The organism is Embleya sp. NPDC055664 (assembly GCF_053618075.1).
On record NZ_JBSHGZ010000042.1, the window covers coordinates 1 to 26,916 of the forward strand.

At 71.6% G+C, this 26,916-nt stretch carries 26 protein-coding genes; 14 read left to right on the plus strand and 12 right to left on the minus strand.

Annotated elements, in window-relative coordinates; translation table 11 throughout:
- Positions 1-91: 91 nt before the first annotated feature.
- From ACWGR4_RS40980 to ACWGR4_RS40995, 4 genes are all read right to left on the minus strand, one after another.
- Positions 92-847 carry a hypothetical protein gene (locus ACWGR4_RS40980; protein WP_380009516.1) on the minus strand — a complete coding sequence of 252 codons (756 nt, stop codon included), beginning with the start codon at positions 845-847 and terminating at the stop codon, positions 92-94.
- A gap of 120 nt (positions 848-967) precedes the next feature.
- A complete protein-coding gene (locus ACWGR4_RS40985; protein ID WP_452129147.1) occupies positions 968-1,246 on the minus strand; it encodes a hypothetical protein in 279 nt (92 codons plus the stop codon).
- Positions 1,243-2,055 carry a DUF3105 domain-containing protein gene (locus tag ACWGR4_RS40990; protein WP_452129146.1) on the minus strand — a complete coding sequence of 271 codons (813 nt, stop codon included), beginning with the start codon at positions 2,053-2,055 and terminating at the stop codon, positions 1,243-1,245. The genes ACWGR4_RS40985 and ACWGR4_RS40990 overlap by 4 nt, the downstream gene beginning before the upstream one ends.
- Before the next feature lie 93 nt (positions 2,056-2,148).
- Positions 2,149-2,514, minus strand: a complete 366-nt coding sequence (locus ACWGR4_RS40995) for a hypothetical protein (protein ID WP_452129145.1) — start codon at positions 2,512-2,514, stop codon at positions 2,149-2,151.
- Between the two features lie 266 nt (positions 2,515-2,780).
- Between ACWGR4_RS40995 and ACWGR4_RS41000 the strand changes: the two genes are divergently transcribed.
- Together ACWGR4_RS41000 and ACWGR4_RS41005 are read left to right on the plus strand one after the other, a co-directional pair.
- The gene (locus tag ACWGR4_RS41000; protein WP_380009505.1) at positions 2,781-3,137 is read left to right on the plus strand and encodes an ArsR/SmtB family transcription factor; all 357 of its coding nucleotides are present in this window, start codon (positions 2,781-2,783) and stop codon (positions 3,135-3,137) included.
- 121 nt (positions 3,138-3,258) lie between these two features.
- On the plus strand, positions 3,259-4,626 hold the full coding sequence (locus ACWGR4_RS41005; protein WP_452129152.1) for an MFS transporter: 1,368 nt from the start codon (positions 3,259-3,261) through the stop codon (positions 4,624-4,626).
- Between the two features lie 9 nt (positions 4,627-4,635).
- Here ACWGR4_RS41005 and ACWGR4_RS41010 read toward each other — a convergent pair whose 3' ends face one another.
- Entirely contained in the window at positions 4,636-5,193 is a 558-nt protein-coding gene (locus ACWGR4_RS41010) for a DUF4396 domain-containing protein (RefSeq protein ID WP_452129151.1), read from the minus strand.
- On the opposite strand from ACWGR4_RS41010, the gene ACWGR4_RS41015 reads away from it, so the two are divergent.
- From ACWGR4_RS41015 to ACWGR4_RS41025, 3 genes are all read left to right on the plus strand, one after another.
- Positions 5,074-5,349: a hypothetical protein gene (locus ACWGR4_RS41015; protein ID WP_452129153.1), complete on the plus strand. Its 276-nt coding sequence runs from the start codon at positions 5,074-5,076 to the stop codon at positions 5,347-5,349. The two genes, ACWGR4_RS41010 and ACWGR4_RS41015, sit on opposite strands and share 120 nt — an antisense overlap.
- Before the next feature lie 251 nt (positions 5,350-5,600).
- The gene (locus ACWGR4_RS41020; RefSeq protein WP_452129144.1) at positions 5,601-6,008 is read left to right on the plus strand and encodes a DUF6153 family protein; all 408 of its coding nucleotides are present in this window, start codon (positions 5,601-5,603) and stop codon (positions 6,006-6,008) included.
- A 103-nt stretch (positions 6,009-6,111) separates the two neighbouring features.
- Positions 6,112-6,798: a DUF305 domain-containing protein gene (locus ACWGR4_RS41025; protein ID WP_452129143.1), complete on the plus strand. Its 687-nt coding sequence runs from the start codon at positions 6,112-6,114 to the stop codon at positions 6,796-6,798.
- A 98-nt stretch (positions 6,799-6,896) separates the two neighbouring features.
- Here the strand turns inward: ACWGR4_RS41025 and ACWGR4_RS41030 are convergent, their stop codons facing one another.
- On the minus strand, positions 6,897-7,586 hold the full coding sequence (locus ACWGR4_RS41030) for a M56 family metallopeptidase (protein ID WP_452134314.1): 690 nt from the start codon (positions 7,584-7,586) through the stop codon (positions 6,897-6,899).
- A gap of 2,913 nt (positions 7,587-10,499) precedes the next feature.
- On the opposite strand from ACWGR4_RS41030, the gene ACWGR4_RS41035 reads away from it, so the two are divergent.
- Together ACWGR4_RS41035 and ACWGR4_RS41040 are read left to right on the plus strand one after the other, a co-directional pair.
- The gene (locus ACWGR4_RS41035; RefSeq protein ID WP_380009493.1) at positions 10,500-10,877 is read left to right on the plus strand and encodes a BlaI/MecI/CopY family transcriptional regulator; all 378 of its coding nucleotides are present in this window, start codon (positions 10,500-10,502) and stop codon (positions 10,875-10,877) included.
- 259 nt (positions 10,878-11,136) lie between these two features.
- Complete coding sequence (locus ACWGR4_RS41040; protein ID WP_452129141.1) at positions 11,137-12,111, plus strand: NlpC/P60 family protein; 975 nt, start codon at positions 11,137-11,139, stop codon at positions 12,109-12,111.
- 12 nt (positions 12,112-12,123) lie between these two features.
- Here the strand turns inward: ACWGR4_RS41040 and ACWGR4_RS41045 are convergent, their stop codons facing one another.
- Entirely contained in the window at positions 12,124-12,573 is a 450-nt protein-coding gene (locus tag ACWGR4_RS41045; protein ID WP_452129140.1) for a hypothetical protein, read from the minus strand.
- A gap of 607 nt (positions 12,574-13,180) precedes the next feature.
- On the opposite strand from ACWGR4_RS41045, the gene ACWGR4_RS41050 reads away from it, so the two are divergent.
- Positions 13,181-14,566, plus strand: coding sequence for a DUF6895 family protein (locus tag ACWGR4_RS41050; RefSeq protein WP_452129139.1), 1,386 nt, complete (start codon positions 13,181-13,183; stop codon positions 14,564-14,566).
- A 50-nt stretch (positions 14,567-14,616) separates the two neighbouring features.
- On the opposite strand, the gene ACWGR4_RS41055 is transcribed toward ACWGR4_RS41050, so the two are convergent.
- The 5 genes from ACWGR4_RS41055 to ACWGR4_RS41075 form a co-directional block, all read right to left on the minus strand.
- On the minus strand, positions 14,617-16,140 hold the full coding sequence (locus ACWGR4_RS41055; protein WP_452129138.1) for an FAD/NAD(P)-dependent oxidoreductase: 1,524 nt from the start codon (positions 16,138-16,140) through the stop codon (positions 14,617-14,619).
- Positions 16,137-16,421, minus strand: coding sequence for a (2Fe-2S)-binding protein (locus ACWGR4_RS41060; protein WP_395796093.1), 285 nt, complete (start codon positions 16,419-16,421; stop codon positions 16,137-16,139). The genes ACWGR4_RS41055 and ACWGR4_RS41060 overlap by 4 nt, the downstream gene beginning before the upstream one ends.
- Positions 16,414-17,583 (minus strand): NAD(P)/FAD-dependent oxidoreductase, encoded by a 1,170-nt coding sequence (locus ACWGR4_RS41065; RefSeq protein WP_452129137.1) that lies wholly within the window; start codon positions 17,581-17,583, stop codon positions 16,414-16,416. The genes ACWGR4_RS41060 and ACWGR4_RS41065 overlap by 8 nt, the downstream gene beginning before the upstream one ends.
- A complete protein-coding gene (locus ACWGR4_RS41070) occupies positions 17,583-18,503 on the minus strand; it encodes a dihydrodipicolinate synthase family protein (protein ID WP_380009472.1) in 921 nt (306 codons plus the stop codon). The genes ACWGR4_RS41065 and ACWGR4_RS41070 overlap by 1 nt, the downstream gene beginning before the upstream one ends.
- Before the next feature lie 435 nt (positions 18,504-18,938).
- Entirely contained in the window at positions 18,939-19,475 is a 537-nt protein-coding gene (locus ACWGR4_RS41075; protein ID WP_078980568.1) for a helix-turn-helix domain-containing protein, read from the minus strand.
- Between the two features lie 487 nt (positions 19,476-19,962).
- Here ACWGR4_RS41075 and ACWGR4_RS41080 point away from each other — a divergent pair, with 487 nt between their 5' ends.
- The 6 genes from ACWGR4_RS41080 to ACWGR4_RS41105 all read left to right on the plus strand — a co-directional run bounded on the left by ACWGR4_RS41080 (position 19,963) and on the right by ACWGR4_RS41105 (position 26,916).
- Positions 19,963-21,633, plus strand: coding sequence for an ABC transporter substrate-binding protein (locus ACWGR4_RS41080; protein WP_380009468.1), 1,671 nt, complete (start codon positions 19,963-19,965; stop codon positions 21,631-21,633).
- 109 nt (positions 21,634-21,742) lie between these two features.
- Positions 21,743-22,738, plus strand: a complete 996-nt coding sequence (locus tag ACWGR4_RS41085; RefSeq protein WP_380009465.1) for an ABC transporter permease — start codon at positions 21,743-21,745, stop codon at positions 22,736-22,738.
- Positions 22,735-23,655, plus strand: coding sequence for an ABC transporter permease (locus ACWGR4_RS41090; protein ID WP_380009462.1), 921 nt, complete (start codon positions 22,735-22,737; stop codon positions 23,653-23,655). The genes ACWGR4_RS41085 and ACWGR4_RS41090 overlap by 4 nt, the downstream gene beginning before the upstream one ends.
- 17 nt (positions 23,656-23,672) lie before the next feature.
- A complete protein-coding gene (locus ACWGR4_RS41095; protein WP_452129136.1) occupies positions 23,673-24,728 on the plus strand; it encodes an ABC transporter ATP-binding protein in 1,056 nt (351 codons plus the stop codon).
- Positions 24,725-25,726, plus strand: a complete 1,002-nt coding sequence (locus ACWGR4_RS41100) for an ABC transporter ATP-binding protein (protein ID WP_380009456.1) — start codon at positions 24,725-24,727, stop codon at positions 25,724-25,726. Before ACWGR4_RS41095 ends, ACWGR4_RS41100 begins: the two co-directional genes overlap by 4 nt.
- Positions 25,723-26,916, plus strand: coding sequence for an amidohydrolase family protein (locus ACWGR4_RS41105; RefSeq protein WP_380009453.1), 1,194 nt, complete (start codon positions 25,723-25,725; stop codon positions 26,914-26,916). Before ACWGR4_RS41100 ends, ACWGR4_RS41105 begins: the two co-directional genes overlap by 4 nt.

The window sequence follows — 26,916 nt, forward strand, 5'->3', positions numbered from 1 at the left end:
CAGTTGCCTTCGCGTCACACCAAGACGATCTACCAGACCAGGACCGCCTTGACGACGAATCCCACAAATTGATCACAACCCGATACGCGACCTAGATGAGTGGGCGGCGGCGGGGGGTTGTCGGCCAGGGGTGGTGGGGGAGTGGGGTGGGGTCTATCGCGAAGACGCTGCGGCCGGAGGTGGCTTCGCCGACGCCGCCGCGTTTGATGACGCGATAGTGGATCTCGGCGCTGCTGCCCTCGCAGGCGCGTACCCGGTCCAGGGGGATCTGCGCGGAGCCGTCGCCCCGGGCCCGTTCGACGGTGAAGCGGGTCTCGAACGGCTCGACGCCGGACGGTCGTGGGGTCCAGGTGACGACGACGGTGTCGCCGCTGTCGACCGGGACATCGTCGTACGGCACGGTGACGGTTGCGCCGCGCGCGTCGAGTCGGTCCAGGCTGATGTGTCCGTTGCTGGCCTCGGTGACGTCGGCGAAATCGAGCAACGGCGGGTATTCGCTGACGCATTCGACGACGGCGCCGCTGGGTGCCTCCAAGGTTCTGCCGTCCGGTTTGATCAGTCGGTAGGTCACCTGCACGGCCGCGCCCGCGCTCCAGCAGACCTTGGCGTGCGGGAGGGTGACGTAGACCGCGCCGACCCGCGCGACGGCGGTGTGTACCTCGAACGCCCCGACGAGGGTGGGGGATCGCGGCGCCCACGTCACCACGAGGCCGTCGCCGGGCCCGCACACCGCCGCGGGGGCGGTGATCCGTACGGTCAGGTCGCGCCGCCCGTGTCGATCGAGGTCGACACGATCGTCGACGGCGTCGCACACATGCGGCGGTGCCAACAGCTCGCAAACGGACATGGTGAACGTCCCTTCCACGAACGAAGATCAAACGTCGGCCACTTCGCAGCGTAACCAGGAAAACATCCGGTAACACCTCGTTGCCGGGATGAAGATGCCAGGTCGAGATCTTGGGTGCGGTCAGGGCTTTGCCGGGTCGTCACTCGCGTGTTCTCGTGCCTCAGGAGGGTTTGCGGGCTGGGCCGATGCGGGTGCCGGTGCCGGTGCCGGTGCCGGTGCCGGTATTGGCATCGGTGCCGGTGCTGTGGCCGACGTCGTTGGTGCCGCCGCGCGGTCGCGGGCGTCCAGCAGGGCGCGCTCGCGGCGGTCGGCGTTGAGGATCGCGCGGATGAGGTAGGTGAACCCGAACGCGACCACCAGGAACGGGGTGAGTTCGACGATCGCGCCGAGCGCCTTCACTTGCTCACCCCGCCGCTGCACGGCGCGCCGGGTTCGGGCGATTGTGGCCCCTCCCGGTACGTCTTCAGGAACTCGTCCAGACGCGGATCGCCGACGTCGTCCAGCGGCAGTCGTATGCCCCAGGCACTGGCGACCACCGGCGACGGGAGGTCCGGGACGGGGCTCAGGATCACGTACGACGCCTTGGCCTTGGCCGTGAGCGGGGCGAGTTGGTCGGCGGGCAGATCCGGGCGGTAGGTGAGCCATACCGCGCCGTGTTCGAGCGAGTGCACCGCGTTGCGGGCCGGGACGGGTTGGGCGTATGTACCGCAGTTCAGCCACGCAGGATCGTGTTGTCCCCCGACGGGCGGCACCTGTTCGTAGCGGATCTCCCGCTTGGCCTCGTGGCCCTGGGACGCGGTGTAGGTGGTGACTCCCCGGATCGGGGAGGAGATCCCGGCGGCGGACTTCACCTCGGCGACGAGCGTGCCGTCACTCGAACCGGCTTGGTCCGCACGGTTGTTCGCGTCGTCGTTGCTCCGCGATACGACGATGGCCAGGGCCGCGATCACGCCGGTGGCGAGCAGGGTCACGAGGCCCCTGACCGCGAGGGCTCGGCGGCGCTGCGCTCGGCGCTGCCGGTCGTGTTCGGCGGCGACGCGACGGCGGGTTTCGGCCATTTTGGCGGATCGTTCGGCTTTCGACTGCTTTTTGGAGGGCTTGTTGGAGTACTTGTCGGGTTGGTTCCCCGGTTGGTTTCCCGGCCGGTTCGGTTCGCTCGGCTTGTTCTTGTCGGCTGCGGACGGGTGGGTCCGGTCCTGCTGGTCCATGGGTGTCCCTCGGGCGTCTCGGTGACATCGACGACGGATCCCGCTCGCCGGGGCGCGCCGGTGTCGCGGCGCGGGCGAGTCGGGTGGTCGTGGTCAGGTCCGACTGACGCACAACTCCCGGGTGTCGGGCGGATCCCGGGGGACGGTCGAGGGCGGGACGGCGCGGAGAGTCGCGTGCGCCGCCGTGGTGTCGAGATCGTCGGGAGCGGGGGACGATCGGGGCGGGACGACGGGGCCGGGGGTCAGTACGGCCGCGCAATGGCGGTCCCCGGGGCGGCAGTCGGCGCCGAGCGCGCCGTGCGGGGAGCCCGGATCCGGGTGTCCGGCCGGTGTGGCGGCCATTGCGGCGGGGGCGCCGAGCGCCGGGATCGGCGCGGCGGTCGCCTCGTTCGTGCCGGAGGTTTCGACCGTGCCGACCGTCGCGCAGGCCATGAGCAGGAGCAGCAGCAACGGAATCACCCGACGGAACCCGCGGCCACGGGCGCGGCCATGGCCACGGGTGCGGTCGCGAGTGCGGCCACGGCTGCGTCCGGCGAAATCCCCTGCGCAGACCTGCCCTGCGGCGGACGAACGACCCACGCGCGGACCCCTCCGTCCCGAATTGCGACCGCTGCTTCGAGCGGCCGGCCTACCTCCTACGTATCGTAGGAGATGTGGCGGCGCCCCCGTCGCGGCGGGGCCGTGGCGTTCGGTCGCGGCTCCGGGATTCGCCCTACGATGTGCGCATGAGTACGGGCGAACGACACGCAGGTGCCTCGATGACGCAGGAATCGGCCGCCGCTGAACGCCTGGAGGTCGCCGCTTCGGTCCTCGCCCTGCTCGCGGACCGTACCCGGCTCGCCCTGCTCGACCGGCTCGGTCGGGGTGAGGCCGACGTCACGACGCTGACCCGGGACTGCGCCGCGCCGCGCCCCTCCGTCAGCCAGCACCTCGCCAAGCTGCGGCTGGCCGGCCTCGTCACGGCCCGCAAGGACGGGCGCCGCGTCGTCTACTCGCTGCGCCACGGCCATCTGCGGCGACTGGTGGACGAGGCACTCCAGGTGGCCGACCACACGATCGGCGAACTGCCGCCGCACGATTGACGCGTGTGGAGCCACGCGCCTCCGGTGGGATTCGTGATGATCAACGCGTGCATGTGTACGCACATGATGAGTACGCTGGTCTCGCTCCTCGATGCCGCCGAACGGGACGAGGCCGATGCCGATGCTTGCCGTATTGCGAAATCGCACCTATCGCCGTCTGTTCACCGCGCAGGTCGTCGCGCTCGTGGGTACCGGGCTGGCCACGGTCGCACTGAGCCTGCTCGCCTACGACATCGCGGGGGCCGACGCCTCCGCCGTACTGGGCACGGCGCTCGCGATCAAGATGGTCGCGTACGTCGTCGTCTCGCCCGTCGCCGGCGCGCTCGGGCATCGGGTCTCCCGCCGGGGACTGCTGGTCGCGATGGACCTCGTCCGCGCCTTCGTCGCGCTCGCGCTGCCGTTCGTCACCCAGGTGTGGCAGATCTACGTGCTGATCCTGCTGCTCCAGGGCGCGTCGGCGATCTTCACGCCCACGTTCCAGGCCGGCATCCCCGAACTCCTGCCCGAGGAGGGCGAATACACGGCGGCCCTGTCGATGTCTCGGCTCGCCTACGACCTGGAAAGCCTGTTCAGCCCGGTGTTGGCCGCACTGCTCCTCGAACTGGTCTCGTACCACTGGCTGTTCGCCGGTACGACGGTGGGCTTCGTCGCCTCGGCCACCCTGGTCGTCTCGGCCGTGTTGCCTCGGCCGGCGCCGGCGGAGCGGGCCGATGGTGTGCGGGGCCGGTATGCGCAAGCGGGCCTCGGGTTCCGGCTGTTCCGGGAGACGCCGGGGCTGCGAGCGCTGTTGGCGCTCGATCTGGCGGTCGCGGCGGCGAGTGCGATCGTCTTCGTCAATACGGTGGTTTTGGTTCGGGAGCACTTCGGGCGGAGCGCAGGTGCGGTGTCGCTGGCCCTGGGCGCGTATGGCGGGGGTTCGATGGTGGCGGCCCTGCTGCTGCCGCGCCTGCTGCGCCGTTTTGCGGATCGGGGCGTGATGTCGGCCGCGGCGTGCGCGCTTCCGGTCGTACTGGCCGTCGTCGCGGGGGTTACCGCGGCGGCGCCGAATACGCGGTCCTGGGTGCTGCTCCTGGTCGCGTGGGCGGCGATCGGCGCGGCGTGTTCGCTCGTGCTCACCCCGGCCGGGCGGGTGATTCGGCGGTCGGCGGGGGCCGCGGACCTGCCCGCCGCGTTCGCCGCCCAGTTCTCGCTGTCCCACGGGTGCTGGCTGGTGACCTATCCGCTCGCCGGATGGTTGGCTGCGGGTGCCGGTATGCCGGTCACCGCGATGGTGCTCAGCGGCATCGCCCTGGCGGGGGTGGTCGGTGCTGCGGCGGGTCGGCCCCGTCGCGAGCGTACGGAACTCGTGCACGTGCACCGCGACTTGCCCGCCGACCACCCGCACCTGGTCGATGCCGTGCCCTCGGCCGCCGGGTGGCGGCACCGGCATGCCTATGTGATCGACCGGCACCACCACGCCCGGCCCGACGCGCTGTCGGAGTGGGACTGAGGGGCTCGGTCAGTGGTATGCGTGCACGACCGCGTGGCCCTTGCCGCGTGCGATCAGCCAACGGTTGACCGGGACGGTGATCACGAAGGCGACGGCGAACGACAGCGCGAGACTGGCCCCGAAGAGCAGGTCGCCGAGTCCGGCGTGCATCGCGCCGGGCACGAGCATCATGACGCTGTTGTCCATCACTTCCATGACGATGATCGACACGGTATCGGCGGCGAGCGCGACCTTGACGGCCTGGCGCAGATCGACACCCGCGCGCAGGACGCCGCGCATGGTGAGGCCGTATCCGAAGACGAACGCCAGGATGATGGCGGTGATGATCGTGGCGAGGTTCGACCAGCCGAGGGCGGTGCCGATGATCATGCCCAGGACCTCGCCGATCGCGCAGCCGGTCAGGCAGTGCAGCGTGGCCATGGCCGCCATTTTCCAGGAGGCGGGGTCTTGGGTGGCGTGGCCTGCGTGGTTCGCGTGGTCTGCATGGCCTGCATGGCCTGCATGGCCTGCATGGCCGTCGTGGCTTCCGTGGTCCTCGTGACCCCCGTGGTGCTTTTCGTGACCCACGTGGTTTGCGTGCTCTTCGTGGGGCTTTTCGTGATCCCCGTGGTTTGCGTGTTCCCCGTGCTCCTGGTGCTCCCCGTGGTTGTTGCCGTCGTCGCCGTGGCCGCCGTGTGGGTGCTCGGAGTGGTGATTTTCCGCGTGTTGGTGTTCGGCGGGTGATTCGTGGTGTGTGGTCATGAATGTCTCTCCCGTGTGTACTTGCGGCGCGACAGCGCCCGGCGAGTTTACGGGCCGGGGGTATGCATGACCAGAAGATCATTTCATCGGACCCCATTCGTCGATGTGTTGCTCCTGGGCCTAGTCTGGATACCAACGTGGGGTATGGGCGACGCGAAGCGGAGGGTGGGTACGTGGCGGCGCGGACGGCGGGACCGGTGGCACGCGCGCCGCGTGGCATCGACCGTGTCCTCGTGCGTGGCCTGCTCCTTCTGCTGCTGACCCTCGGCGTCATGGGCATGCACACACTGGGCCATCCGGCGTCGGCGGCTGCGCCGGGGTCGGCGACCGAGGCCGCGGATGCGGTCGGCGCGAGCCGCGGCGCGATGGAGCCGATGGCGCCCGGCCATCACGGCGGTTGCCCGGATGGCGACTGCTCCACCGACGGCGGCCCCCGCCACGGCTCCGACCCGACCATGATCTGCCTGGCCGTGCTGCTCGCGGGCCTCGGCGTCGTGGTGGCGGCCTTGGCCGTACGCGCCCTGCGTCGCGCCCGGACCCGGCGCCGACTTCGGCCGAGGGCCCGACTGGCGGCGTTCGTAATGGGATTGCCGCCGCCGAGGACACCCGATCTCGCCCTCCTGCGAGTGCTGCGCATATAGGCCGACGTCCGGTCCCGGGCCACGGCCGGGGACTTCGCGCCCTGTTCCGCATCGCCGAGCCCGCCGTACGGGCGGGCCGCGCACTCCCAGGAGAAGTACGACCATGAAGCGATTCACCCGTACCCGTACCCGTACCCGTACCCTCGCCCTGACCGCCGCCGTGTTGTCCGGCGCGCTCGTCCTCGCCGCGTGCGGTAGCGACGACAAGGACAAGTCCTCGGCGCAGGCGTCCACTTCGGCGTCCGCTCCGGCTGCGGCGTCCGCCCTCGCCTCGGCTTCGGCGTCGGCGGGTGCGTTCAACGACGCGGATGTGATGTTCGCGCAGATGATGATTCCGCACCACGAGCAGGCCGTGGAGATGGCCAAGGAGGCGCCGACCAAGGGGGTCGACCCCGAGGTGAAGAAGCTCGCCGCGACGATCGAGGCGGCGCAGGCACCGGAGATCAAGCTGATGAAGGGCCGGCTCACCGCGTGGGGCAAGCCGACCTCGGCTCCGGGTGGCATGAACCATGGCGGCGGCATGATGTCCGAGGCGGACATGACCGCGTTCAAGGCGTCCACCGGCGCCGACTTCGACCGGCGCTTCCTGACCATGATGATCGAACACCACAACGGGGCGATCGCCATGGCCGAGACGGAACTCGCCCAAGGCGTCGATCCCGCCGCGCGTAAGTTGGCCGAGCAGATCAAGAGTTCGCAGGCGGCCGAGGTGCAGCAGATGCGGCAAATGCTTGCCGCCAAGGGCGGTACCACCCCGAGTTCGCCGTCGATGCCCGGCATGAACCACTAGCCGGCTTCGAACGCCGCCGCCGTCCCTCCGCCGCCGAATTCCCGCACGGCGAGGGGCGGCGGCTACCTGCGCCGTCCGCCGTGCGACGTCGACGATCGTCACACGGCGATGCGGGCGGCCGTGTCGGGATCGATGCCGTCGGCCGGGGCGGACGCACAGTGGTGGGCCCCTGCGGCGTGCCCGAGCGGCGCCAACGCGAGTAGAGCGGGACCGGTGAGCAGGACGACGGCCAGCGCCATCGCCGCCGCGAGGCGCAGGCGGCCCAACGGCGCGTCGGCACGGGCGAGTCGGCGTACCCGATGCAGCGCGGACACCCCGCCGGCGCCGAGCCCGCGCGTGGTGGTTTCGGGCGTGGTGGTTTCGGGCGTGGCCACCGCGACAACCGCCTCGGCCAGGGCCCGCCGGCCATGACGGTGCGCGGCCGCGTCATCCGCCGCGAGTTCGATCAGCAACGTGATCTCGGCGCGGGCGCGGCGAAACAGCGGCGGGAACGGCATGGCTCGCTGCAGCCCGGCGGCCAACCCGAGGGCAAGATGGTGCCGTTGGCGGATGTGGGCATGCTCGTGGGCGAGGGCCGCCCGCAGCTGACGCGACGTCAGCGCCGCCACCGCCGCCGAGGTCAACACGACCGTCGGCCGGCGCCCCGGCAGGCAGTACACCATGGGTTCGGCAAACGGAACGACAAGCGCCCCCGACGGCCCGGCCGGACACCCCAGCAGCCGCAACCGCTCACGATGCGCCCGCCGAGCCCGCGCCGCCGCCACAAGCTCATACCCGACATTGCCCACGACCCACAGACTCACCCCACCGGCGCCAACCGCACCCACAATCGGCGCCCCGGCAACCCCCGACCACCCGTAATGCCCACGCAAGCCGGCCGCACAAACCCCGAACACCTCCCCAACGGCCACGCCCACCGCCCCGACCGGCACCACCATCACAGCCCCGACCAGAACCAATGCGCCCAAGGCCGACAGACTGCCCACCTGCCACAACACAATCCCAACTCGCGGCGCCCGCTCGACCCACCGCCCCACCGACAACAACCAGGGCAGCCCGAAACTCACCCCCAGGCCATACCCGAAGAGCACCACGAGCAGACCCCCCACACCCACCCCCACCGGTCACCCAACCCAATCGCCCCCCGAACCCTAACCACCGCCGCCCCCACCGCCCCCGCCCACCCGATCACAGCCGCGCGAGCCCCTCAGGGCGGGCGCCGGCCGCCCGCCGGGACGACGAGATGGGCGCGTTGCTCGGCTCCGCCGGGGGCCTCCCGAGCGGCCCGCGTCTCCTCGGCGAGCTTTGTGCTTGCGGTGGGCTGGCCCGGGGCGGGCCAGGGTCGCTGGGTCGGCCGCCGCCGGTGTGCGGGGCTCCGAGACCCGCCGCTCTAGACGAGACGACCGCGTTGCCCGGCGGAAACCCGACCGGCAGCGGCGGGCAGGGAGGGTGGTCGGGTCGAGTCTGCCGGGATGCTTTCCCGAGTGGCCCGCGTTTCTGCGGCCGGCGTTGCGCTGGTGGTTGCGGAGGGCCGGTCCGGGGCTGGTCAGAGTCGCCAGGTGGGCCGCCGCCGGCGTGCGGGGCTCCGAGACCCCGGCGTCCCGGCGAGGCGGGTGTGTTGCTCGGCGAAAACCATCTGGCAGCGGCGAGCGGGAGGGCTCTCGGGTCGAGTCCGTTGACGAGCCTTCCGGGGTAAGTCGGTCGATTTCGGTGGGCGTTGCGCTGGTGGTTGCGGAGGGCCGGTCCGGGGCTGGTCAGAGTCGGCGGTGGGCCGCCGCCGGCGTGCGGGGCTCCGAGACTTCGAGGTCTCGACGAGGCGGGTGTGTTGGTCGGCCTAAAAGCGACCGGCAGCGGCGGACAGGGAGGGCGCTCGGGTCCAGTTCGCCGGGCCTGCGTTCCCGAATGGGCCGGGTGTCTCCGGCGTGCGTTGCATCTTGGGTTGCGGGTGGCCTGGTGCGGGGCCGGTCAGAGTCGCCGGGTGGGCCGCCGCCGGCGTGCGGGGCTCCGAGACTTCGAGGTCTCGACGAGGCGGGTGTGTTGGTCGGCTTAAAAGCGGCCGGCAGCGGCGGACAGGGGGGCGCTCGGGTCGGGTTCGCCGGGCGTGCGTTCCCGGGTGGGTCGGATGTTTTGGGCGAGCGTTGCGCCTTGGGTTGCGGGTGGCCTGGTGCGGGGCCGGTCAGAGTCGCCGGGTGGGCCGCCGCCGGCGAGCGGGGCTCCGAGACGGCGGGTCTTCGGCGAGGCGGGCGCGTTGTTCGGCGAAAAACCGGCTGGCAGCGGCGGGGAGGGAGGGCGCTCGGGTCGAGTTCTCCGGAGGGCCCTCCCGAGTGGGCCGGGCAGGGGCATTTCGAAGTGCTGTGTGAGGGGGCGAGAGTTCACGAAACCGGACAGCGTGAGGTGCCGCAGTCTCGGCGCGAGAGAAAACCGCAGGTCAGCGCGCGGCGGACACGTCTGCGGTGCCTCGGGATCCGGTTTCGGCCCCCACTGGGCACTTTCGGCCCGCTCGACAGCCTCTGCGAGGTCGCAGCGCCCGAAGCCGACCCCCACCGGGCAGTTTCGATCTCCACACCGGCGCCGAGGAGACCGGAACACACGAAACCGGCACTCGACACCCGACTTTCCGCCCCGACCCCGCAAAACCGCAGGTCACCGAAGCTCGAAGCCCACAACCACCCACCGCGATCCGGTTTCCAACCCCAACTTCCCCCCAACGCCCTCCAAACACCCCGACCCACCCGGGAAGGCCTCCGGCGAACCCGACCCGACCAACCCACCCGCTCCCCCGCTGCCAGCCGGTCTTTTCGCCGAGCAACGCGCCCGCCTCGTCGAGACCTCGAAGTCTCGGAGCCCCGCACGCCGGCGGCGGCCCACCCGGCGACTCTGACCGGCCCCGCACCAGGCCACCCGCAACCCAAGATGCAACGCACGCCGGAGACACCCGGCCCATTCGGGAACGCAGGCCCGGCGAACTGGACCCGAGCGCCCTCCCTGTCCGCCGCTGCCGGTCGCTTTTAGGCCGACCAACACACCCGCCTCGCCGGGACGCCGGGGTCTCGGAGCCCCGCACGCCGGCGGCGGCCCACCGCCGACTCTGACCGGCCCCGCACCAGGCCACCCGCAACCCAAGGCGCAACGCTCGCCCAAAACACCCGACCCACCCGGGAACGCACGCCCGGCGAACCCGACCCAAGCGCCCCCCTGTCCGCCGCTGCCGGCCGCTTTTTCGCCGAGCAACGCACCCGTCTCGTCGGGAGCTTCGGGTCTTGAAGCCCCGCACGCCGGCGGCGGCCAACCCGGCGGCTCTGACCCGCCCCGGACCGGGCCTGCGCAACCACAGGCGCAACGTCCGCCGAAGAGACACGGCTCACTCGGGAAGGTCCACCCGTGGACTCGACCAGACCGCCTTCCCTGCCCGCTGCTGCCGGCCGGTTTTCGCCGAGCAAGGCAAGCGTCTCGTTGCGAGCGCCGGGTCTCGGAGCCCCGCACGCCGGCGGCGGCCCACCCGCCGACTCTGGCCCGCGCCGGACCGGCCCCGCGCGACCACACGCGCAACGTCCGCCGGAGACATCCGACTTACCCGGCCGGCGCATCACTCTCGTTGGGAGGCCGGAGGCTCGGAGTCTCCCGTGCCGGGGGCGGGTCGGCCCGCGACTCGGGGCGGCTGTGCAGAGCTGGTGTTCTCGGGGGGTCGGTAGGCTGGAGGGGTGTGGGGGTTGGGGAGTCTTGAGGGTGAGGCCATGGACGTGGTTTGGTCCATGGGGCGGCCCGTCGTGGTGCATGACGTTGTTGCGGCGTTGAATGAGCGTCGGGAGAAGGAACTTGCCTACACGACGGTCATGACGGTGTTGAACAAGCTCGTTGCCAAAGGGTGGCTCGATCGTCGGCTCTCGGGGCGTGTGGGTACCTATGTGCCGGTTGAGGACAAGGATGCCTACACCGCGCGGATCATGGCCGAAACGCTTGCCGATAGTCAGGACCGTGCGGCGGCCCTGTTGGGCTTTGTCGAGCGGCTCGATCCGGTGGAATCGGCCGCTCTGCGGGCGGCGTTGAGGCGGGTTGGGGACTCCGGGGTGGTGGAGTGAGGTACGCGTAGCGCATTGCGCATTGCGCGTAGGGCGTAGGGCGTACGGCCGAGCTTCCCGGGGTTTGGGTGGGGTTTATTACTACGCTGCATAGTAATAGGGTTGGCGGTGCCGTTGAGGTGCCGCCCTGGCGGCGTCTGCTTTGTGTGGGCGGCCGGACCGGAGGAGTGCAGCGTTTATGGGTGTGCATGCCAGATCTCGGCCTCGGGTTGCTCGGCGGGTCGGGGTTTCGATTGTTTCCTCGGCGGCGGTCGGGGTGATGGTGTTCGCCGCTTCGCCCGTGCAGGCCGAGCCGCAGCCGGCGCTGCAGCAGGCCAAGGAGCAGGTCGACGCGCTGCACGAGGAGGCGGAGGCCGCGACCGAGAGGTACAACGGTGCGGCCGATGCGAATCGTAGAGCGCAGGAGCAAGTCGCGGTGTTGCAGCAGCGGTTGGCTGACAAGCAGGCCGCGCTTGCCCGTCAGCGGGAGATGCTCGGGGGCATCGCGGCGGCGGAGTATCGCGGTGGTGGCGTGGATCCGAGCCTGCGGCTGTTGATGACCGATGACCCCCAAGGATTCCTGAACCGGATCTCCCTCGATCGCCAACTGAGCGCGCGGCAGCAGGAGGCGCTGGGTCTCGTGCAGCGGCAGCGGCGCGAACTCGACCAGGAGCGCCGGGAAGTCGCCGAGCGGATGGCGGAACTCGACCGCACGCAGCGGGAGATGACGGCGCGCAAGCAGACCGTCGAGGCCAAGCTGCGCCAGGCGCAGGACGTCGTCAACCGGCTGTCCGGCGCCGACCGGGAGCGGTTGCGCCGGGAGGAACAGGCGGAACGTGACGGCAAGGCCCGGGAGGCCGCCGCGGCGAAGCGGCAGTACGAGACGACCTCCCCGGCGACGTCCGACCGGGCAGCCGCCGCGGTACGGGCCGCCTACGCGCAACTCGGCAAGCCGTACCGCTGGGCCGCCACCGGCCCCGACTCGTTCGACTGTTCGGGGCTGACCCAGTTCGTCTGGCGGACGGCGAACGTCTCGCTGCCGCGCACGTCCCAGGAGCAGGTGCGGGTGGGCAGGCCCGTCGCCAAGTCCGAACTCCAGCCCGGGGACCTGGTCTTCTTCTACTCGGACCTGCACCACGTCGGCATCTACATCGGCGGTGGCAAGATGATCCACGCCCCCAAGCCCGGCTCGAACGTCGAGATCCTGTCCATCGACGTGCGTGGCATGCCGTACATGACGGCCATCCGCCCGTAACGCCGCCCTCGCTCAGTTCGGGGTCGGGGTCGTGGTGGCGTCGCTGTCGTCGACCCGGCGGACCTCCGGGGCGGGCCACTCCTCGAGGGAGTAGCAGACGGCGAAGTCGTCCACGTCCATCCAGCCCACCGCATGGCGTGGGTCGTCCTCGGCGTCGGCGATCAGGATCGCCGCCGTGCCGTCGCGCGGATGGGTGCCGTGCGCGTGTCGGACGCCTTGGACCAGGACCAGGCGCGGCGAGAAGTCGGCGTTCGGCTCGAATTCCTCGCGTAGTCGCCAGGTTTGGCCCGGCGCGGCGATCAGCCACGGCGAGAGGTCGGCGACACGGTCGCAGGCCACCCGGGTGGCCGCGGCCGGGTCGAGGTGGTCGTCGGTGATCAGGGCGTCGATCCAGGCGTTGACGAGAGCTCCGGCGCCGAAGGCCCCGAGGAGATGGTCGATGCGCTTGTCGTTGGGGTTCATCGTCAGAACCCACGAGTGTGGACCGGGTATTGGTTCTCATCGGACCGGTTGGGGGTGGGATCGGGATTCTGATGGGTGGTACGAGTGGTGTACATGAGGCTCGGCGCTTCCTGTGGGGTCGGTCGACGGCGGGTGGACGGCCGGGCGGACGATCGTGGACGTCCTCCGTGGGTGTGAACCGGAACGGACGCCCGGGTATGCCGGGGTGGGGCGACACGATGGTGCGGATACCGTCCGCGCGTGGTTCGTGCGCGATCCGGGTGCGACCGGCGCGCGCCCCGCGTGCGGGTATGGCGGCGACGTACGGCCCGATCGTGAGCGGTTTGTGATGCTCCGGCCGTGTATGGCCGGCCGCCGCGGTCATAGCGGCCACCCATGGTCGTGCATGGTTCGCCCATGAGTACGCAATACGAGGCGATTTGCTGATTTACCTGACGAACTGCCCACGGTGGTGTCAGGCTTGAGGGTCCGGGTGGAGGAATACCGACGACTTGGCGGGGGATCCGATGGGTGAGTGGGGGCAGGGCGTGGAAGTCGGTGGGATCCGGTCGATGGCGAGCGAGGACGGTGCCGGCGCGGGTGCCGGTACGCAGTCCGCCGAGCGGGCGTGATCCCGGAACCGCGGGGGGCCGAGGTCCTTCACTCGACCCCCGCCCGAGACGCCGCCCCCGACGCCGGCTCGACCCCGGCGAGCCGCGCCGCGCGTTCGGCCGGCAACGACGCCGGCCACCCCGACGAAGCACCCGCACCCGCACCCGCGCCGGCCCGCCGCCGACTGCTCCAGGTGCTCACCCTGGCCGAGTTGGGCCTTGAACGCCTCGAACGCCAAGGCCCCCACCGGGAGCCGGCGACCCGCCCCGACCCCGACCGCAGCGCCACCGAGCAGTTCGTCGTGGAGACCGCCCGCCTCGTGCTGATCGCCGACCGGATCCCGCACTCCGCACCGGAGATCCGATCCGCGCTCCACCGCATCGCGACCCTGCTGGCCCCGTTCGCCCGCACCTCCGAGCGCACCGCGTTGCTCGTCCGACACCCGCGCACCGCCGTGCCGTTCGGCATCACGCATCTCGCCCTGGAGCAACTCGGCGTCCCAGACCCCCACTTCGCGGCCACGCTGCGTCGTGCCTTCGCCACCGGCCACGTGGACGCCGTCGAACGGCCACCGCACCGCCGCCTCGAGGCGGCCTGGCTGCGTGCCCAGTGCGGCGGCGAACCGGTCGACCACACCGCACACCGCCAGGGTTCGATCCTGGCCGCACACCCGCACCCGCTGTACATGAGCCTCGCCGACCTGCATGCGCTCACGCACACCCTGTTCCACCTCACCGACTTCGGCCGCCGCGAACTCCCCGACGAAGCCGACCCGATCGAGCTGCGGCGCATCCTCGACGCCTGCCTGCTCTGGCACCTCTTCGAGGAAAACCCCGACGTGGTGGCGGAGTTGCTGACCGCCGTGCTGCTCCTGCCGGGCCCGGTGTCGCGCACCGCGCTGCTGTGTCGGGACGCCCTCGACGCGTTGTGGACCGAGGTGGGGTTCCTGCCCGGCCCCGGTCCCGATCCCGACCGGCAGCCGACGCTCTTCGGCACGCCCACCCGCACGGAACGTGAGACCTACGCCTTCCGGCACGACTTCCACACGATGTACGCCGCCGGCCTGATGCACGCGGTGGCCCTCGCCCGCGCACCGCACGACGTGTGGGCGCGGCCCGGGGTCCCGGCCGACCCGACGGGGGTCGGCGTGTACTCGGACCGATGGCCGCTGTGGATCCGCCTCGTCACGCGCGACGGACCGGGCCTGCCCGTCGCGTCGGCCGCCGAGGCGGCGATCATCCGGGCGGGGCGCAACGGCGCGTACGCCGAGATGGAGAACGCTCTCCTGTCGGCCGCCGCGCACGGCGTCTCCCCGCTCACCGTCGCCCACGCCCGGGACCTGCTCGACCGCCACCTCACCAGCGACCGACCCGACCGACCCGACGTCGACGCGCGGAGATGACGACCCGCGTCCCCGCCGAAGCCCAAGCCCGCGCCAGTCCGGCACAGCCGCTACCTCACCGCCGGCCCCGCGTCCGTCGGTGATTCCGCCGTCGTGGTCGCGTCGTGCGCGCGCGCCAGCGCGTCGACCGGGAGCGGTTTCACCGGTGGCCGGGCGGTGAAGGCGCCGATCGTCTCCCTCGGCAAGCCGGTTTCCCGATGCAGGAGTTCGAGCAGGGCCGGCCCGCACATCCGGCCCTGGCAGGGGCCCATGCCGGCGCGGGTGATCAGCTTGACCGCGTCGGCGGTGTCCAGGCCCGGGTTGTCCGCCAGCGTGCGGCGGACCTCGCCGAACGTGATCTCCTCGCAGCGGCACAGCACGGTGTCGTCGTCGGCGAGCGCGTGCAGCCCGGCCCGGTGCGGTGCGCACGTGTGGTCCAGGAACGCCGCCATCCGCCCGGTGGCGGCCAACTCGGCCTCGATGGACCGCAGTTCCCGGTCGTATGTGGCGGATTCGAGCAGGCCCAGGCTGCGGCCGATGTCGAGGCCGGCGCGGCGTCCGGTGGCCACGGCGTGTTCGGCGCCGGCCACGCCGGTGAGTTCACCGGCCGCCCAGATGTGCGGCAGCGAGGTGCGCATCGCGTCGTCGTGGTCGAGTACCCAGCCGCCGGCCGGGCCGTTCCAGTGCGCCGCGCAGCCCGCCTGGCGGGCCAGTTCGGTGGAGGGGACGAAGCCGTAGCCGGTGCCCACGGTGTCGCAGCCGACGGTGCGGGCGCTGCCCGGGACCGGGCGCCAGTCCTGGTCGACGCGGGTCAACACGGCGGCGGTGACGTGCTGTTCGCCCTCGGCCCGCAGGAGCAGTGTGCGGGTGTGCACCGGAACGCCCGCCCGACGCAGCGTGCGCAGCGCGGCCAGGCCCTCGGCGACCTTGGCCCGGTTGCCGGGCAGCGCGGCGACGGCGCGGATCAGGTCGGCGGGGGCGGGCAGGTGCTGGGCGAAGGCGACTTCGGCCACGTCCGCGCCCGCGCGCACCAGTTGCGCGGCGGCGATCAGCAGCAGCGGGTGTGCGCCGGCCAGTACGATCCGCCGACCGGCGAGCGTGCGGTGGCCCTTGAGCAGGGCCTGGATGCCGCCGACGGTGAGAAAGCCCGGGAGGGTCCAGCCCGGGAGCGGCACCGGCAGGTCGTAGGCGCCGGCGGTGAGCAACAGGGCGCGTGGCAGCAGGACTTCCACCCCCTCGGGGCCGTGCACCGCGACCCGGGGCCCGGCCGGGACGGGGGTGCCGGGCGGCGCCGCCCAGCCGTCGGGCGCGGTGCGGGTGGCGAACACGCCCCAGGCGGTGGTGTGGTGGGCGAAGGCGATGCCCGGATGCGCGGCGGCGCGGGTGAGCAGCGCGCGGCCGGCCGCGTACGCGGGGGCGGAGAGCGGGTCCGGGCCGGGGTTGCCCGGGTCGGGGCGGCGCCAGATCTGGCCGCCGGGGCGCGGCTGTTCGTCGACGACCAGGACCCGGGCGCCGTGCGTGGCGGCGGTGACGGCGGCGGCCAGCCCGGCGGGGCCGGCGCCGACGACGAGCAGGTCGGGGGTGGTGGTGTTCATCGGGCTTCCTCGCCGGTGGTGTCCACGGTCATGCCGGCGCGTACGGGTTCCTGGCAGGAGCGGATCAGGGGCGCGCCGTCGACGGTGACGGTGCACTCGAAGCACACGCCCATTCCGCAGTAGGCCGCGCGCGGCCGGCCGGCGCGGTCGTGCCGGGTGACGGGTTCGTCGATCGCGATCAGCGCGGCGGCGAGCGAACGACCGCCCGGCACCTCGCGCGGGACGCCGTCGAGGGTGATGGTCACCTGCCCCGGACGGCCGGAGGGGGAGTGGTCAGACAAAGTTCAACGCTCCGAACCGTGCGGGGGAGTAGTCGTCCAGGGGCAGGGCGGTACTTCCGGTCAGGATCTGTTCGGCGAGCAGGCGGCTGTAGGTGGGGCCGAGGGTGAAGCCGGATCCGCCGGTGGCGACGTACAGGTCGGGGCGGCGCGGAACGGCACCGAGCAGCGGGAGTTGGTCGGGGGCGAGCGAGGTGGCGCCGGACCACACGCGCAACACGGGCAGCCGCTGTACGGCCGGCACCACGCGGGCGGCGTCGGCGCCGGCGAAGACCGAGTCCAGGCGCAGTTCGGGGCGGGCGTCCAGGTTCAGGGTGCCCGCGTGCTGGACGAACTTGGCGGCCCGGCCGCCGCCGATCAGGATGTTGCCCTCCGCGCTCTGCTTGAGCGAAAGCCGCCGGCCGGCGTGTTGCACCAGGTGCGGAACCAGCGGCCGAGTGGCGGCGGTGACGGTCATGGTCAGCGCGACGGGGACCACGGGCAGCCGGATGTCGGCCATCGCGGCGACCTCGGCGGTCCACACGCCGGCGGCGACGACCACGGCGCGTGCGCTCAGGCGCGGGCCGGCGGCGGTGTCGGCGAGCCAGTGCCGGCCGTCGTGGCGCAGCGCGGTCAGCCGTACGCCGGTCTCGATCCGGGCGCCGAGCCGCCGCGCGGCGCGCGCGTAGGCGTGCGTGACCAGACGGGGGTCGGCCTTGCCCTCGCCGGGGCACCACGCGGCGCCGACGACCCGCTCGGACAGGTACGGGGCCAACTCGTGTGTGGCGCGGGCGTCGAGGAGTTCGACGTCGAGGCCGTGGCTGTGCTCCAGGTGCGTCTTGTGCGCGAGCAGGGCCAGGTCCTCGGGGCTCTCGGCGAGCATCAGGCCGCCGCCGCGGCGCACGCCGCACGGTTCGCCGAGTTCGTCCTCCAGGCCCGCCCACGAGTTCATCGCGTCCAGGTGCAGCGGCAGTGCCTCGGCGGCGCGGGCGGCGACGGCGTGGCCGTGTTGGATCATCCGGTATTCGAGCTGGAAGTGCAGGCTGCCGGCGTTTTGGCCGGAGGCGTGCCGGTTCAGCTGGTCCTTCTCGATCAGATGTACGCCGGCACCGCCGCGGGCGAGGTGGTAGGCCACCGCGCAGCCGAGCAATCCGCCGCCGATGACCAGGACTTCGGTGCGTTCCATCAGGAGACGAGTCCCAACTCGGCGAGGGTGGCGTGGACTTGGTCGGCCTCGGCGACGGTGAGCGGAAGGAGCGGACGGCGCGGGTGTCCGGCGGGCACGCCGCGCAGGGTGAGGGCGTGCTTGAGGATGGCGGGGGCGCTGGCGAAGCGCGGCCCGTAGTCGCGGGTGAACCACGCCTGCATCAGCACCCGGTCGCGGGCGCCGACGGCCAGCGCCGCGGCCTCGTCGCCGGCGGCGAGGTGGGTGAAGAAGGCTGGGTGGTCGCGGCCGAGCACGGCGCCGGCGCCCATCAGGCCGTCGCCGCCGATGCCGCGCATCAGGGCGGCGCCGACCGCGTCGGTGGTGATGCCGAAGTAGCGCACCCGCTCGTGCAGGGCGACCAGGCCGCGGACGAAGCCGCCGAAGTCGCCGGTGGAGTTCTTGATCGCCACCACGGTGGGCAGGTCGGCGAGTGCGGTCAGGGTGTCGGTGTCCAGGTCGACGCCCGTGCCGCGCGGCCAGTTGTACACGCACAGCGGGATGTCGACGGCGGTGGAGACCTCCTCGTAGAAGGCGATGGTCTCGCGCGCGTTGGGCACCACGTACGGCGGCGGAGTGAGCAGGATGCCGTCGAGGCCGGCGGCCCGGGCGGCGCGGGCGTGGCCGATCGCGGCGGCGGCGGTGTAGGCATTGCAGCCGCCGAGCAGGGTGTATCGGCCGCGGACCCGGCGGGCGGCGTGGGTGAACAGGGTCGCGCGTTCGGTTGCGGTGAGCGTGTACCACTCGCCGGTGGTGCCGGCGATGACCACGCCGTCCAAGCCCTCGGCGGCGAACCATTCCAGTTGTTCGTCCCAGGCGGCCAGGTCGAGGTCGCCCTGGGAGGTGAAGGGGGTGGTCACGGCCGGTATGTAGCCGTGCCAGTCGACGGTGGTGCGGTCCATGCCCTCGATCCTTTCGGGGACACAAACCCGGGATCCGACACACACGGGCCGTTCGGCACCGGTGGGCCTGTACGTGCGCTCCGGCCGTACGGCGCGGTCGGCCGGCGCGTCCGGGGTGTGGGGGAGCGACCACACCCCGGACGCGCAGACCGACCGCGCCGCGCGAAACGGAACCCGCGCCGTGGCGACGCGACGCCCGCACGTCGCGGGCCGTCGAGCGGACCCGTGCCTACGGCGACGGGTGTACCCGCGGGCTGTACGGCGCGGGCGACACCCATGCCGTACCACCTCGGGAGCACCCGAAGCCGTGCCGGCCCGAGAACCGCGCCGCGCTACGGCAACGGGTGTACCCGCGACCACCGGTCCGCCGGGACCGCCCGCCGCGCTACGGCGTGGGAAGTACCCGCGTTCCGGTGCCTCGGGCGCACCCGCGCCTCACGGCATGGGCGGCGTGACCGCGACCAGTAGCCGTGCCGGGGCGTCGGAGTTGTTGACGAACCGGTGCGGCAGACGCGAGTCGAACGTGATCGCGTCGCCCTCGTGCAGGTGGTGGACGCGACCGTCCACCTCGACGTCGAGTTCTCCGGCGAGTACCGTGGCGCATTCCGTGGAGGGATGGCTGTACGGCTCGTCGGAGGAGGCCTGGCCCGGCTCGATGTCCGCTTCCAGCACTTCCAGATCACCCGTTCCGGGGGTGAGCCTGGAGTAGGTGATGTGCTGACGGGCGGCACCGAGCCGCATGCGCCGCTCACGCGTGGTGACAGCCACGCGCGGTACGTCGGGGTCGTCGAACAGGGTGGCGATGGAGGTGTCGAAGACGCGGGCGAGCTTGCGCAACGTGCTCAGGCTCGGTTCCGCGGCGCCGTTCTCCAACTGGCTGAGCATGCCCGCGGAAATACCGGCTGCGGCGGCCAACTGACGCAAGGTCAGATCGTGCGCCTGCCGTAGTTCGCGCAGTCGGTCACCCAGCATGTCCGATCCCGTTCGCTTCGCTGCCGAGTACCCTCGACTCGTGGATCCTGGCTTGTGCTATCGACTTGTTCAACGTGATTGAACGCTTCGGGGCGAAGATAAGCACGGTGCTGATCCCCCGTCAAGATCGATTGGCTCGGTGTGGGGGTGAAGCACGCCCTCCCGGCGTACCGCGAGCGAAGTACGCGTCGGCGAAAGCGGGTTCGTCGCTCCCCGGTCGCCGCTGTCGGCATTTGTCCCCGACAACGCCTGTGAGCAGTCATCGAGCAGCCGGCGAGCAGTCATCAAAGCGTTATCAAAGCGGAGAATGATCGCTCCATGTGGATCCTTGATCACCAAACATAAATTTTTGGTCCCACATGTCGAGATGTGGAAAAAAGTCATTGACCACCACCTCGACCCGCGCCTACTTTCGAGCCCACCGTTCAGCCAGGTCAAACACTCGGTTCCGTCATCGGCCGATCGGGTGCCTTGAGAAAGGTGCGCCATGCAGGGCAATCAAGCCATCGGGGACAACAGCGGCAGCACGACCGCGGGCAGGTCGGCAGGCAGCAGATCCGCCCGCCGCCGGGCCGTGCGACGCGCCGCCGCGCCCGTCGCGGTCACCGTGGCCGCCGCCATGATGCTCGCCGCGTGCGGCGGCGCGAAGAAGAACACCGACGACAAGGGCGGAGGCGGCGGAGGCACCCTCGTGGTCGACACCTCCTTCAGCCTCAAGACCGCCGACCCGGGCCGCACCTTCGAGCCCACCGGCATCATGGTCACCCGGCCCGTCTACGACACGCTGCTCACCTTCGCCAACGGCGACGTGACCAAGCCCGTGCCGTTGCTCGCCTCCTCCTACGAGGCCTCGCCCGACGCGAAGACCTTCACCTTCCCGCTGCGCTCGGAGGCCAAGTTCTCCGACGGCACCCCGGTCACCGCGAAGGATGTCGTCTTCTCCTTCAACCGGGTCAAGAACCTCAAGGGCAACCCGGCCTTCCTGCTGGACGGCGTGACCGCCACCGCCAAGGACGAGCACACGGTGGTGCTGACCACCGCGGCCGCCGACCCCGCGCTGCCCTTCCGCATCGCGACCCCGGCGCTCGGCGTGGTCAACTCCAAGACCGTGGCCGCGCACGGGGGTTCCGACGCGGCCGGCGCCGACCAGGGCGACAAGGCCGAGCAGTTCCTCAACGGCGACTCGCAGGGCAGCGGTCCGTACAAGATCACCAAGTACGACGTGTCCACCGAGGTCATCCTCACCCGCAACGAGAACTACTGGGGCGCCAAGCCCAAGTACGCCAAGGTCGTGGTGCGCAACGTGCCCGCGAACACCCAGCAGTTGAACGTGCTCAGCGGCGAGAGCCAGATCTCCCTCGACATGTCGCCCGACCAGGCGGTCAAGGTCAAGGGCCAGGCCCAGGTGCTGCAACAGCCCACGCCCACCACCGCGTTCCTGTTCACGAACGACAACCCGGCGATCTCGCCGACCACCTCCAACAAGGACTTCCAGGAAGCCGTGCGCTACGGCCTGGACTACAAGAGCCTGTTGGACGTGGCCGGCGCCGGATCCGCCCAGGCGGCCGGGATCGTGCCCAGCTTCTTCACCGGCGCGCTCGACCCGGGCAAGGCCGTCCAGCGCGATGTCCCGCGCGCCAAGGCCGCGTTGGCCAAGGCCGGGCTGAACAACCCGAGCGTCGACCTGTACTACGCGTCCGACGTGACGATCAACGGCATCAACTTCGGCGACCTCGCCGCCCGGGTGCAGGCCAACCTCAAGGAGGTCGGCATCAACATCAACCTCAAGCCGGCCCCCACCCAGACCGCGCTCGACTCGTACCGCAACGGCTCCGAGGCGATGGGCCTGTGGTGGTGGCAGGCCGACTACCCGGACGCCAGCGACTACCTCGCCTTCACCCCCGGCGAGCTGGTCAGCCTGCGCGCCGGCTGGAAGGCCGAGGCCAACCCCGAGGTGTCCGGCCTGGCGCAGAAGGCCAAGACGGCCACGTCCGACGCGGAACGCGTGACGGCCTACAAGCAGTTGCAGGAGTCGATGAACAAGACCGGCCCCTTCATGCCGCTGCTCCAGCCCGCCCAGGTGATCGCCGCGAACAACTCGGTCAAGAACCTGCGCTACAACCCGATCTGGTACATCGATGTCGACAAGCTCGGCTGATCCCACCGCCCGACCCGGCACGCCCCGGCCGGCCGCATCCCCCACGGGGGGTGCGGCCCCCGGGCCCCGGGCCGCGCGCGGCTCCCACCCCTTCGCCAGGTTCGTCCTGGTGCGCCTGTCCATCGGTCTGCTGCTGTGCGTGGGCATCACCGTCCTGGCCTTCGTGCTGACCCACTCCGTGCCCGGCGACCCCGTCGCCGCGAACCTCGGCGACCGGGCCCAGAACGACCCGGCCGCGGTCGCCGCGTTCAAGGAGAAGAACGGGCTCAACGACTCGCTGCCCTCGCAATACTTCACCTACCTGGGCAACCTGCTGCACGGCGACATGGGCACCTCCCAGCAGACCCACCGGCCCGTCTGGGACGACCTGGCCGACAAGGTCCCCGCCAGCATCGAACTCGCTCTGTTCGCCATCGTGTTGGCCCTGGTGATCGGCGTCGGTCTGGGCATCGTCGCCGCCGTCACCCGCAACGGGTGGCCGGACCGGGTGATCCGGGTGGTCAGCCTCGCGGGCGTGTCCATGCCGGTCTTCTGGCTCGCCCAAGTCGCCTTCTACCTCTTCTCGTTCAAGCTCGGCTGGATCCAGGCGGGCGGTCGGCTCTCCCCCGGCGCGATCCCCCCGGACGAGATCACCGGCCTCTACACGCTCGACTCGCTCCTGGTCGGCGACACCGGGACCTTCGGTGAGGCCTTCTCCCGGATGATCCTGCCCGCCTGCGTTCTGGCCGCCTTCAACATCGGCGTACTCACCCGCTTCACCCGCGCCGCCGTACTCGAAGCCCTCGGCAACGACTACGTGCGCGCCGCCCGGGCCAAGGGGCTTCCCGAGAGCACGGTCATCCGTCGGCACGTGTTGCGCCCCGCGCTCACCTCGATCCTGACCGTCGCCGGACTCACCTTCGGCGGCATGCTCGCCGGCACCGTGCTCGTCGAGAACGTGCTGTCCTGGCCGGGGCTGGGCCAGTACGCCTACAAGAGCGCGCTCAACCTGGACCTGCCGTCCATCATGGGCGTCTGCCTGTTCGTCGCGGTCGTCTACGTCGTGATCAACCTCCTCGTGGACCTGCTCTACGGGGTCATCGACCCGAGGATTCGCCTCTCGTGAACGCCACGCGCCTGTTCCTCGGCGATCGGCTCGGAGCCGACCGCACCCCCAGCCCGGACGACGACGCCCCCCGGCGCAAGCCCCGGCGCGCCGGGAAGTCGCCCTGGCGCAGCCCGTTGGCCGTCACCGGCCTCGCCATCATCGGCGTCTTCCTCTTCGCCGCCGTATTCGCCTCGCTGATCTCCCCCGAGGACCCCCTCGCGCAGAAGTGGCCCAAGTACCAATCCCCCTCCGGGGACCACTGGTTCGGCACCGACCAACTCGGCCGCGACATCCTGTCCCGAGTCATCCACGGCACCCGGATCTCGCTGCCGCTGGCGCTGCTCCTGGTGGTCCTGGCGATGGTCATCGGTACCGTCCTGGGCGCGGTCGCCGGATACTTCGGCGGCTGGATCGACATGGTCGTCATGCGCTGCGCCGACCTGGTGCTCGCCTTCCCGGCGATCATCCTGGCCATGGCCGTGGTCGCCGCGCTCGGGCCGAACCTGACGAACGCCGTCCTCGCCGTGGTGATCGTCAGCTGGCCGACCTACGCCCGCGTGGTGCGCGGCCTGGTACTGACGCTGCGGCAATCGGACTTCGTCCAGGCCGACCGACTCCTCGGCGCCTCCGGATGGCGCGTACTCGCCGTGGACCTGCGGCCCAACCTGGCCGGGCCGGTCGCCGTGCTCGCCGCGCTCGACCTGGGCAACGCGGTACTGCTGCTGTCCGGACTGTCCTTCCTCGGCCTGGGCGCGCAACCGCCCGCCGCCGAGTGGGGCGCCATGGTCAACGCCGGATCGGCGAACTTCGACGCGTGGTGGGTCGCGGTCTTCCCCGGCGCGGCCATCCTGCTCTCGGTGCTCGCCTTCAACTTCCTGGGCGACACCCTGCGCGACGCGCTCGACCCGCGTACGGCCCGGGCGATTCGAAAGTGACTCCGAAAGTGACGGAGATGAACGAGAACCCCGCTTCGACGCCCGCCGCCTCGACCCGCGAGAAGTCGATATCCGGCGCGGAACCCGTGCTGGCGATTCGCGATCTGGTCGTCGAACTGCCCGGCCCCGACGGGAGTCCGCTGCGCGCCATCGACGGCGTCGACCTCACGGTCGGGCGCGGCGAGATCGTCGGCCTCGCCGGCGAGAGCGGCTCCGGCAAGACGATGACCGCGCTCGCCCTGCTCGGCCTGCTGCCGCAGGGCGGCACCGCCGCCGGGCAGATGCTCGTCGAGGGCGACGACGTCCTGAAGATGACCCCGCGTCAGGTCCGCGACCTGCGCGGCAACCGGGTCGCGATGGTCTTCCAGGACCCGATGACCTCGCTGCACCCGATGCTCAGCGTCGGCAAGCAGCTCACGGAACACCTGCGTCACCACAAGAAGTTGGACAAGCGCGCGGCCAACGCCCGCGCGGTGGAACTGCTCACCACGGTGCGCATCCCCGACCCCGAACGGGCGCTCGGCCGCTACCCGCACCAGTTCTCCGGCGGCATGCGCCAGCGCATCGCGATCGCCATCGCGCTCGCCTGCGACCCGGCGCTGCTGCTCGCCGACGAGCCCACCACGGCGCTGGACGTCACCGTCCAGGCGGGCATCCTGCGCCTGCTGGACCGACTGCGCCGGGAGAACGGCCTGTCCGTGCTGATCATCACGCACGACCTCGGCGTGATGTCCGCCCTCGCCGACCGGGTCAGCGTGATGTACGCGGGCCGCATCGTGGAGAGCGGGCCGCGCGCCGACGTGCTGCGCGAACCCCGACACCCGTACACCCGGGGCCTGTTGGACGCGCTGCCGCACCCGGACGGGGGCAACGCCGCGCTGGTGCCGATCGTCGGCTCGCCGCCCAAGCTCGGCCAGGCGCCCAGCGGTTGCGCGTTCCACCCGCGCTGCCCGCACGCCGTGGCCGGATGCGCCGAGGAGCGGCCGAACCTGCTCGCGCTGACCCCCACCCACGCCGGCGCCTGCCCGATCGACCCCCTGGCCGTCACCGCCTCGAAGGTGGGTACCCCATGACCGCGCTCTCCACCTCCAACCTCACCGTCACCAGCAAGGACGTCGGCCTGCGGCTGCACGACCTGTCCGTGACCTACCGCTCGCCGGGCCGCCCGCACGTGCGCGCGGTGGCCGGGGTGAGCCTGGCGGTGGCCCCGGGGCAGGTGGTCGGCCTGGTCGGCGAATCCGGCTGCGGCAAGTCGACCCTGGGCAAGGCCGCGGTCGGGCTGCTCAAGCCCGCCGGCGGCCGGGTCACCTTCAACGGCCGGGCGGTCGACACGCTGGGCCTCAAGCCGCGGCCGAGCGACCAGCGCGGCCTGCAGATGGTCTTCCAGGACCCCTACGCCTCGCTCAACCCGCGCCGCCGGATCGGCGAACAGATCTCCGACGCCGTGGTGTTGGCCGGCGGCACCCGCGAACGCGGCCGCGAGACGGCCCGCGAACTCCTCGAACGTGTCGGCCTGGCCGCCGAGTTCGACGACCGCTTCCCGCACGAGTTCTCCGGCGGGCAGCGCCAACGCATCGCCATCGCCCGGGTGTTGGCGGCCGAGCCGTCGTGCATCGTCGCCGACGAGCCGATCGCCGCCCTGGACGCCTCCGCACAGGCGTCGGTGGCCAACCTGTTGCTCGACCTGGCCCGGGAGCGCAACGTCGGCCTGCTGTTCATCTCGCACGACCTGTCCATCGTGCGCCAGATCGCCGACACCGTCGCCGTGATGTACCTGGGCACCGTGGTCGAGAGCGGCCCCACCGCGCAGGTCTGGGACGACCCGCGCCACCCGTACAGCAAGGCGCTGATCTCCGCGGTGCCGCGCGCCGACGGCAGCGGCGAGTTGCCCGTCGACCTCCCCGGCGACGTTCCCGACCCCGCCTTCCCGCCCACCGGCTGCCGGTTCCACCCGCGCTGCCCGATCGCCACCGACGCGTGCGGGGTGGACGAGCCCGCACTGGTGGAATTCCTCCCGGAGCGCAGGGCCGCCTGCTCGATCCTCGCTCCCGCTCTCACGAAAGTCGGGTGACCGCACCCATGTGGTTGACCAACTGTCACGTCGTCGACGTCGTCACCGGCGAGGTCCTGCGCGATCGCAGCGTGCACATCGACAACGGCGTCATCGTCGAGGTGGCCGCCGCCGCGCCGGCGGACGCGGACGTCCACGACCTGGGCGGGCGGCACCTGCTCCCCGGGCTGATCACGTGCCACTCGCACATGTCGATCGTCTTCCCCTTCTCCGAGACGCGCGAGGACGAGCCGGCCGAGTTGACCGCGTTCCGCGCCGCCCAGCGGGCCGCCGACGCGCTGCACGCCGGGGTGACCACGATGCGGTGCGTGCACGAGCAGAACCGGATCGACTTCGTGCTGCGCGAGGCGCGCGCCCGGGGCTTCATCCGCGCCCCGCGCGTCTTCGGCGCCGGTCGTGCGCTGTCCACGCCGGGCGGCCACGGCGAGGGCTCGGACTGCGTCTACGTCAAGGGCGCGGACGCCTTCTACCACGCGGCCATCGGCGAACTGGAAGCCGGCGCCGACCACATCAAGATCTTCATCAACTCCGGCCTGGCCCGCGAGGGCGAGGACTTCGAACACGCCGAGATGACCGACGCGGAGATCGCCGCCACGGTCAAGGCGGCCGACGAGCACGGCGCCTACGTGGTCGCGCACGCCGGCGAGTCCGCCGCGATCCGCCAGGCCGTCGAACTGGGCGTGCGCTCGTTCGAGCACATCTACGCCCTCGACGCGGAGACCGCGCGCCTGCTCGCCGAGCGCGAAGCGTTCGTCACCCCGACGCTGTGCGTGACCAACTCGCTGGGCTGGATGCGGGACAACCACTTCGACGAGGGCTCCGTCGTCAACGCCAAGAACGCCATCGCGCCGCACCAGGAGAGCTTCCGGCGCGCGGTCGAGGCGGGCGTACAGGTGGTCAACGGCACCGACGTGCCACCCGGCGATCGGGTCGACGGGGTGTCCGCCGTCGTGCACGAGATGTACCTGATGGCCAAGGGCGGCCTGGACAACCTGCGCGTGCTCCAAGCGGCCACCGTCACCGCGGCCCGGCTGATCCGGGCCGAGGACCGGCTCGGACGCATCGCCCCCGGCTACGCGGCCGACCTGATCGCCGTCGACGGCGACCCGCTGAGCGACCTCGGCGCGATGGGCCGGATGTCCTTCGTGATGCTGGAGGGCGAGGTCGTCCGCGAGGACGTACCGGTCTGA

Coding starts and splice junctions, on each gene's coding strand:
- ACWGR4_RS41070 (WP_380009472.1), bottom strand. CDS start 18,503: ATGGACCGCACCACCGTCGACTGGCACGGCTACATACCGGCCGTGACC.
- ACWGR4_RS41040 (WP_452129141.1), top strand. CDS start 11,137: ATGGTGTTCGCCGCTTCGCCCGTGCAGGCCGAGCCGCAGCCGGCGCTG.
- ACWGR4_RS41045 (WP_452129140.1), bottom strand. CDS start 12,573: ATGAACCCCAACGACAAGCGCATCGACCATCTCCTCGGGGCCTTCGGC.
- ACWGR4_RS40980 (WP_380009516.1), bottom strand. CDS start 847: ATGTCCGTTTGCGAGCTGTTGGCACCGCCGCATGTGTGCGACGCCGTC.
- ACWGR4_RS41025 (WP_452129143.1), top strand. CDS start 6,112: ATGAAGCGATTCACCCGTACCCGTACCCGTACCCGTACCCTCGCCCTG.
- ACWGR4_RS41075 (WP_078980568.1), bottom strand. CDS start 19,475: ATGCTGGGTGACCGACTGCGCGAACTACGGCAGGCGCACGATCTGACC.
- ACWGR4_RS41080 (WP_380009468.1), top strand. CDS start 19,963: ATGCAGGGCAATCAAGCCATCGGGGACAACAGCGGCAGCACGACCGCG.
- ACWGR4_RS41055 (WP_452129138.1), bottom strand. CDS start 16,140: ATGAACACCACCACCCCCGACCTGCTCGTCGTCGGCGCCGGCCCCGCC.
- ACWGR4_RS41005 (WP_452129152.1), top strand. CDS start 3,259: ATGCTTGCCGTATTGCGAAATCGCACCTATCGCCGTCTGTTCACCGCG.
- ACWGR4_RS41000 (WP_380009505.1), top strand. CDS start 2,781: ATGAGTACGGGCGAACGACACGCAGGTGCCTCGATGACGCAGGAATCG.
- ACWGR4_RS41065 (WP_452129137.1), bottom strand. CDS start 17,583: ATGGAACGCACCGAAGTCCTGGTCATCGGCGGCGGATTGCTCGGCTGC.
- ACWGR4_RS40990 (WP_452129146.1), bottom strand. CDS start 2,055: ATGGACCAGCAGGACCGGACCCACCCGTCCGCAGCCGACAAGAACAAG.
- ACWGR4_RS41095 (WP_452129136.1), top strand. CDS start 23,673: ATGAACGAGAACCCCGCTTCGACGCCCGCCGCCTCGACCCGCGAGAAG.
- ACWGR4_RS41100 (WP_380009456.1), top strand. CDS start 24,725: ATGACCGCGCTCTCCACCTCCAACCTCACCGTCACCAGCAAGGACGTC.